This window comes from Brunnivagina elsteri CCALA 953, from assembly GCF_002289455.1.
GTDB lineage: Bacteria > Cyanobacteriota > Cyanobacteriia > Cyanobacteriales > Nostocaceae > Brunnivagina > Brunnivagina elsteri.
Map to the genome: position 1 here is coordinate 1 of NZ_NTFS01000356.1, position 6888 is coordinate 6888.

Annotated in this window: 7 protein-coding genes; 3 read left to right on the forward strand and 4 right to left on the reverse strand. The window is 40.0% G+C overall.

Annotated features, from left to right (window positions below; translation table 11 throughout):
• The first annotated feature begins 181 nt into the window (after positions 1-181).
• On the forward strand, positions 182-778 hold the full coding sequence (locus tag CK510_RS23610; RefSeq protein ID WP_095724006.1) for a hypothetical protein: 597 nt from the start codon (positions 182-184) through the stop codon (positions 776-778).
• A 238-nt stretch (positions 779-1016) separates the two neighbouring features.
• Here CK510_RS23610 and CK510_RS23615 read toward each other — a convergent pair whose 3' ends face one another.
• The 3 genes from CK510_RS23615 to CK510_RS23625 form a co-directional block, all read right to left on the reverse strand.
• A complete protein-coding gene (locus CK510_RS23615; RefSeq protein WP_095724007.1) occupies positions 1017-1709 on the reverse strand; it encodes a tetratricopeptide repeat protein in 693 nt (230 codons plus the stop codon).
• A 98-nt stretch (positions 1710-1807) separates the two neighbouring features.
• Positions 1808-2773: a 7,8-didemethyl-8-hydroxy-5-deazariboflavin synthase subunit CofG gene (cofG, locus tag CK510_RS23620; protein ID WP_211293278.1), complete on the reverse strand. Its 966-nt coding sequence runs from the start codon at positions 2771-2773 to the stop codon at positions 1808-1810.
• 382 nt (positions 2774-3155) lie between these two features.
• Positions 3156-3815, reverse strand: a complete 660-nt coding sequence (locus tag CK510_RS23625; RefSeq protein WP_095724008.1) for a helix-turn-helix transcriptional regulator — start codon at positions 3813-3815, stop codon at positions 3156-3158.
• A gap of 214 nt (positions 3816-4029) precedes the next feature.
• Here CK510_RS23625 and CK510_RS23630 point away from each other — a divergent pair, with 214 nt between their 5' ends.
• Positions 4030-5088, forward strand: a complete 1059-nt coding sequence (locus CK510_RS23630) for a hypothetical protein (RefSeq protein WP_095724009.1) — start codon at positions 4030-4032, stop codon at positions 5086-5088.
• 305 nt (positions 5089-5393) lie between these two features.
• Here CK510_RS23630 and CK510_RS23635 read toward each other — a convergent pair whose 3' ends face one another.
• Positions 5394-6152 carry a TetR/AcrR family transcriptional regulator gene (locus CK510_RS23635; RefSeq protein WP_211293279.1) on the reverse strand — a complete coding sequence of 253 codons (759 nt, stop codon included), beginning with the start codon at positions 6150-6152 and terminating at the stop codon, positions 5394-5396.
• Positions 6153-6182: 30 nt separating this feature from the next.
• On the opposite strand from CK510_RS23635, the gene CK510_RS23640 reads away from it, so the two are divergent.
• Positions 6183-6410 carry a tautomerase family protein gene (locus CK510_RS23640; RefSeq protein ID WP_095724010.1) on the forward strand — a complete coding sequence of 76 codons (228 nt, stop codon included), beginning with the start codon at positions 6183-6185 and terminating at the stop codon, positions 6408-6410.
• Positions 6411-6888 lie beyond the last annotated feature (478 nt).

Sequence of the window (6888 nt, forward strand, 5' to 3'; positions counted from 1 at the left end):
TCTTAATAGAGATTGGTACAGTTATATCCATTGGACAATGATTCGAGTCTTCCCCTATAAAACTGTCGGGGAATTATTGCAAAGTTTTCCATAACTCCGAAATGTGGGTTCTATCTATTGTTGTTAACACTATCGACAGAAAACTTCTAAATTAATAATTACTTCTCAGGTAAATACTTTGATGAAAATCCCTCAATCCGTAGCTGCTATTTTTGCTGGCGCTACTCTACTCGCGATCGCTTCTACAAGTGCCCTACAAACCAAGGCAGAAGACTTCCCCAGCCGTCAACCGATGAGAATTGCTCGTGAGAGTACTTGTTCGATGATTAATGGTACTTGGTTTCACTCTGGTAAAGGCATTCCGGTCAGTCAGATTAGCGGTAATCGGATTAGAGTGAACATGTCAAATTTTAGGCGACCAACTGCTATGGGACGGATGCTTAACCCCACTAAAATCGAAGTCACTTTTCCTGATGATGGAACTTTTATTGGTACTTTAAACGGAGACGGACAAATTAGTTGGAATAATGGCACGGTTTGGCAGGCAACTCAATTTGCGGGGTCTTGGAAATATGAAGGCGAATATGGTCCAAAGATCAGACAGGTAGGCGATGAACTCCTAATCGGGATGTCTAAATATAATCGCCCTAATGCACGGGGAAATATGACTGCGCCTGGTCAAGCAACTGTTAATTTTACTGATGATGCAATCCACACGGCAACTTTAATCGCGCCTAATTGCATGAAATGGTCAAATGGTACTACCTGGACAAAATAGCCGAGTATCAAGACTGGAGTTTAGTCTAAACTCCAGTAATTAGGTGACTTTACTGAGATGAGAAGGTGGAAGGAAAAAGACAAACAGAAACCCTATAATATAGATTTTGGATAAATTTAAGGATTTTAAAAGAAAGTGACAGCAAAAAGTTTTGTGGAAAGCAATCTTCCACAAAACTTTTCAACACAAAGGGTAAAGTATATATTTTATTCCTGCTGCCTTTCTTTGGTAACAAATATTAGCTTACCAAAAATAATTCTTGCATCAAAGTTTGAAAACGAACATCATCGCGAATATCATCAAAATCAGTTTCGGTTTTTACCATTTGGTGGTATTGATTTGGACTGCGTTGAATTGCTTCGCTCAAACTCATAACCGCTTGCAGAATATCACCTTGGAGTGCATGACAGCAAGCTTTATTGTACCAAGCCGAATCATCTTCTGGGTTTAATTCTAAGGCATTATCAAAAGATGCGATCGCACTTTCATAATCACCCAATTCATACGATATCCAACCGTGACTGTACCATGCGGCTTCATCGTCTGGGCTGAATTTTAAGACAATATTATAGCAAGCTAAAGCATCTTCGTAGCGTTGCAAATGTTCTAAGACATTTCCACGATTATACCAAGCGAAATCGTCCAAATAATTAATCCTCAAAGCGTTGTCAAAACAGATTAGCGCTTCTTCATATTTTTGTAGCTTATCACACAAAACTGCACCAAGATTCAGCCAAGCTTCTTGATAATTAGATTTAATTTTCAAAGCTTGTTGATATGCATGTACAGCTTCATCATAATGCCCAGAATCGGTAAAACCATCAGCGCGATCGCACCAAAGTAAATGTTCAAGTAAATGTTCATTTACCTCGGTTGGTAAAACCTCAAACTCACAAGCAACCAAATCCTTTCCTTCACCAGCATTAAGCATAACTTCCCACCCAAGAGTTAATCAACCTTAAAACTTGGTCAATATTTTTAACTTCACCTCTTTCCGATAATTTCCGGATTTTTTGAGCTTATCTCCTCCTAATCTCCAAAGTTATTAATATTATGTCTCCATTGTTGCACTTTAGTCTGTATTTCTTTTGACAAGTGCCTATCAAATTGTGGATAAATTGGCAACCTTGGGACTAATTGTAAACCCGTAGTTTCTAAATCTTTCTTTAGTATTTCTATCTTTGGATGGGGATAATTAGGATTTACCTCATCATGGGGTGAAATTCCTCCTAAATCAGTTGCTCCAGCCTTTAAACAAGCAATTAACCACTGTTTGTCGGGAATTAAATTAGGTGGTATTTGAATTGCGATATCCGCAGGTAAAATTTCCCTTGCTTCCGCGATAAGTTCAGGTAATTGAAGTGGGTCAAATCCAGGTGCATCATAGCTTTGCTGACTTCCTGGGCTATAGGGTTGCAAGATAACTTCTTGGATATGATTGTAGCGTTGATGTATCCGAGAAATCACTTCTAAACTACGAGTGCGATCGCTTTCTTGTTCTCCAATCCCCAGTAATATGCCTGTTGTAAAAGGTACTTGCAACTCACCAGCCCATTGTACTTGTTGTAACCTAACTTCAGGTAACTTACTTGGTGCGTATTTGTGGACATTCTCTGACAATTTTGGGGTTATTTGTTCCAACATTAAACCCATTGAAACATTAACTTGTTTAAGAGCTTCCATTTCCCCAAAACTCAATGGTCCAGCATTCGTATGTGGTAAAAAGCCCATTTTTAGTGCTAATTCACACAAATTATAAATAAGTTTAAACCACTCTTGACGACGAGATGAATTTGGGTGTACTTCTCCACTCAGGATGAGAATTTCGCAGACAATTTGATTTTGATTTTTTAAGTCTTGAAATATCTTTGTTGCCTCAGATAAAGTCATCCAAGGACTTTTACCTGGCTCTACACGAAAATTACAATAAGTACAGCGATTAAAGCACTCATAAGTTGGGACAATAGTGTAGGCAGGGCTGTAGGTAATATACATAGGTAAATGGGCACTGGGAATGGGGAATTTACGGTGTACGCACAAGTCTTAAAATTACATCTGAAGCTTGGTTTCATCGTCTCACTTTAGCCTGTCATTGCGTACTCCGAAGCGGAGAAGCAAGCTACGCTCTTAGCGTTCCCGCAGGGTAGCAATCGCGTAATCCCGTAGTTTTTGCGATTACGAGCGAAGCGAAGTAATGACAGATTAAATGGTCTATAAGGCTTAAAACCCTTGGCAATACTAGTTGTGTGTACACCGTAGGAATGGTGAATGGGGAAATGAGGAATAAGCAATTGTTTTCCTATTGCTTATTTTTTATTTTCTCTAATTTTTTATTTTCTAACCCTCTAACTATTTCTAATCCTTAATGCCCAATCACCTATGCCCATTGCCCAAAATCCATATCTTGCTGTTTAGCGTAAATATTCTTCAAATGCTTCTTAACAGTATTAATCGTAATATAAAGCTGTTTAGCAATTTCCTTATAAGAAAAATTTTCACGACGTAACAACCACACTTCAGCTTCCCGTTCAGTTAAACCAAATTTTCTTGCATCTCGAATTGCCATATTTTGGCTAGATTCGTGGCAGTCTTCAAGAGTCACAATCATGTAATTATCTTCATTATCATCAAATTCCAACCATCGCACTCGAATCCGCAATTTTACGGATTGTTTATCTACTTCAAACTCCATAAAAATTTTTTCATTAGGGAAAAGTTCGCGACTTTCAATTAGCGACTCACAAACCTGCCAAATTTCCACTGGTATCCCATTTCCTTTATTTTCCGGCAATAACTGTAAACACATTTCACGCGCACATTCATTTGCATGAAGCAATTCACCTTCAGTAGTCAGTATTAAAATGCCATCGACAAAACTTTCAATCACTGCCTGTAATAAATATATTTGTGGCAATGGCAGCAACTTCTGACTATCAATATTTTGGCTATCAATATAATCATCACCATCTTTATCATCAAAAATACCTCTTTCGGTAGATGTTATATTATATTGGTTACTAAATTCAGATGAAAGCATAATTTATCTCCTTAAAGACTAGATACTCACGACAGAAAAAATAAGTAACAATAAACCAGATAGCTGCATTATCCTGATGGGTAATATGTACCTGCAATGACTTATTCGTAAGTATTCCAACCATCACGAAGTAACTTTGTTTGTCGCGAAATTTGCGGAATCGTCCTGAAGTAGGGTGAAGTTTTAGCTAGCTACCAAGAATAAATCTGTCATCATGCATCTAGCCAACCATCTAACCAACATTGACCAATTCTTCCCTCCAGAAGAACAGCGTAAATATGTCATGCAATTACAAGGACAAGTTGGTTTAACACGTTGTCGGGCTGAGTATTTCGTCAAACTATGGGCTTATTTATTACTCAAACAAGAATACGAACTAGGTAAAAAACCAAAATTACCTTTAACCCAACTAGACTTTCCAGAAGGTTCTGTTCCATGTACCCATCGAGAAGCGCAAGAACTTTTCTACAGCGACTCAGAACGAGGAAGCGATCGCGCAGCAGGAATGATGCTAGATAAGCTGGTTGGCTTAGGTTTAATTGAAAAAAACTTTGATGGTAATACAATTTGTATTCGAGTACGTTGGCGATCGCAACATCCCGATCCAGCAAATCCAGAAAACACCAGCCAAAATCCTGAAACAATCCAATTAATTCCCGACGCATTCAATCCCAGAATCGACACAATCCCCGTTGGCAGTTTCCTCGCACATTATTACAACTGGATTAACAAGAAAAATACCATTGTTCCCCACCGCATTGCCCGCATTTTACGTACCTGGGCAAATCAATATCCTGCGGGAATGCGAGTACTTAGACATCCCGAAACCCAAAATGCCATCGCTTTCTATATCCTTTACCCCGTAGCTGCCGAATCCGAAGAAAACTTCTTTTTACCTCCAGGTAAAAGCCTGTATCTAAATACAGATGTAGAAATCGATCCCATCAAAATAGCCAAACCTGGGGATACCTCATGTACCTCCCTTCATGTTCGGGGATGGCAGATTGACTTTCCCTATAAAAACCAAAATAGTATCAAACAATTATTAAAAGATGTCAAAAATACCCTAGATATAGTCCAAGCTGACTTCCCCAACCTTTGCGACATTTATACCTTACCCATGCATCCAGCCGATCAACAGTTAGCATCAGCACTTGGATTCCAAAATACCACCCCAGATCAAATGCGATCGCTCTGTTGGATGTACATCCCACTTGATAAATTTGTAGCTGTCGATCTAGATCGAGCCATATCGACATTAAAGTTTGATTGAGGTAGTGAGCATTTTTAATTGTGACATGCCAAGGGCATTAAGCTCTGCTTATCGGCAAATATTCGGCTACAAATAAATAGATTTATGACAAGGAACTATTGGCAGCATTGTTGTTTAATATTTAACGTGAGTTCGACAGCGATCGCATAACTAGAAAGATTGTAATAAAATGTGGAAACTGTCAGTACAATAAATAGTTAGGCGGCTTTGGCATTTCTGCTGGGGCAATATCTGCCGAAGCATGATTGACCAGGTTGGAAAAGTATTTGTACTTTTTCTTGCAGTCACTTAGCACTGCGGCAAAATCACGGTGTCCTGCGAATCGAGCGTTTCTTTCTCAATTCCGTGCCAACTGAGAGCCGTGCTAATACATTTTCCATCCCTTTGCGCCCTTGTGACAGATGAATCAGATCGTTCGTCATGACAAAAAGGAAATTCGCAGCCAAAAGCATCGCCTCGATTTCAAAAACTGCCTGATCCACGTCCGTCTTGGAATCTATTTCTCCAATCTCTTGCGCCTCAAGAATGCATTGTCTCAATAATGAAAGCCACCCACCTATCACCTGGAAAACTCGATCGCGTGCTAAACCAGGACGGGTGTCAAGTTCCGCAGCAACCGCAGCAAAAAAACACCCACCTGGAAAAACTTTATGTTCGAGATGGGAAAGGTAGGCATCAGTCACTACCCTGAGCCGTTCAGTTCCCCCGTGCGCGTTCATCGCAGGTTGAAGCACTTCCCTGTCAAAAATCACCGCCGCCATTTCGATCATCGCCAGTTCTAATTCTTCTTTGTCTTTGAAGTGAGCGTAGAGACCACTCTTGCTCATCTCAACCTCAGCAGCCAGATATCCTAACGATAGGCTGCTCAATCCCTTAATAGTAGCCAGTCTCGTCGCAGTCAGCAGAATGGTTTCGCGACTCGTCTGCCCTTTTAATGATTTGCGAGGCTTTTTTCCTTCCAAACTGGTTTTTGATGACGAAATGTTGCCCATACCTTGACAATAGCATGAGCGGTCGTAATAATCAAAATAGATAAAAGCACGAACGGTCGTTTTGTCTGCCATCCTTTACGCAAAATAAGCAGGAGAAAACCGATGCCCTTATTGAATGTCAAGCTGATTGAAGGTGTGTTCACACCAGCGCAAAAGCAAGAGATGATCCGCAAGCTCACGGATACGATGGTGTCGATCGAAGGCGAAAATCTGCGTTCAGTGACCTGGGTCGTGATCGAAGAGGTCAAGAGTGGTGACTGGGGAATTGGTGGTAATGCCCTCACAGTGAGCGATGTAAAAGCACTTGCAGAGGGCAGGGTTAAAGTCTGACCCCCTACTAAGTTTTGCAGCGAACCCGGTTACTGTAATCGGGTTCGCTACCATAATCAAAAATAAAGCGAATCCCCAGGAAGTAACCGCGAAATCATACGTTAAGGTTTATCACTATATATAGTGCTATCGCACCACCAGATTTACATCGCACTATAAAAAATTGTGTATCTTTTACTCTCTTCTTGGCGTTCTCCGCGTCTTGGCGGTTTTTCCCCAACATTTATTCATATCTATATTCATCACTAAACTTGTTCGGGAATCTGTAAACCATTGCAGTAATTACCCCAAACCCGAATTTTCAATACTTTTATTAAAAACCTTTACAAATTTTCATAAAGAAGTTAGTATTTACTCATCGGCAGGTAAATAGACCTACACGATACATTCATCACAATAAAGCAATCATAAAAACATGACCGCAACCTTACAAAGACGCGAAAGCGCCAACGTATGGGAAAAATTCTGTAGCTGGATA

Bases quoted from the DNA above. Each gene is read 5' to 3' on its own strand.
- CK510_RS23610 (WP_095724006.1), top strand. From the start codon at position 182: ATGAAAATCCCTCAATCCGTAGCTGCTATTTTTGCTGGCGCTACTCTA.
- CK510_RS23615 (WP_095724007.1), bottom strand. From the start codon at position 1,709: ATGCTTAATGCTGGTGAAGGAAAGGATTTGGTTGCTTGTGAGTTTGAG.
- cofG (WP_211293278.1), bottom strand. From the start codon at position 2,773: ATGTATATTACCTACAGCCCTGCCTACACTATTGTCCCAACTTATGAG.
- CK510_RS23625 (WP_095724008.1), bottom strand. From the start codon at position 3,815: ATGCTTTCATCTGAATTTAGTAACCAATATAATATAACATCTACCGAA.
- CK510_RS23630 (WP_095724009.1), top strand. From the start codon at position 4,030: ATGCATCTAGCCAACCATCTAACCAACATTGACCAATTCTTCCCTCCA.
- CK510_RS23635 (WP_211293279.1), bottom strand. From the start codon at position 6,152: ATGGCAGACAAAACGACCGTTCGTGCTTTTATCTATTTTGATTATTAC.
- CK510_RS23640 (WP_095724010.1), top strand. From the start codon at position 6,183: ATGCCCTTATTGAATGTCAAGCTGATTGAAGGTGTGTTCACACCAGCG.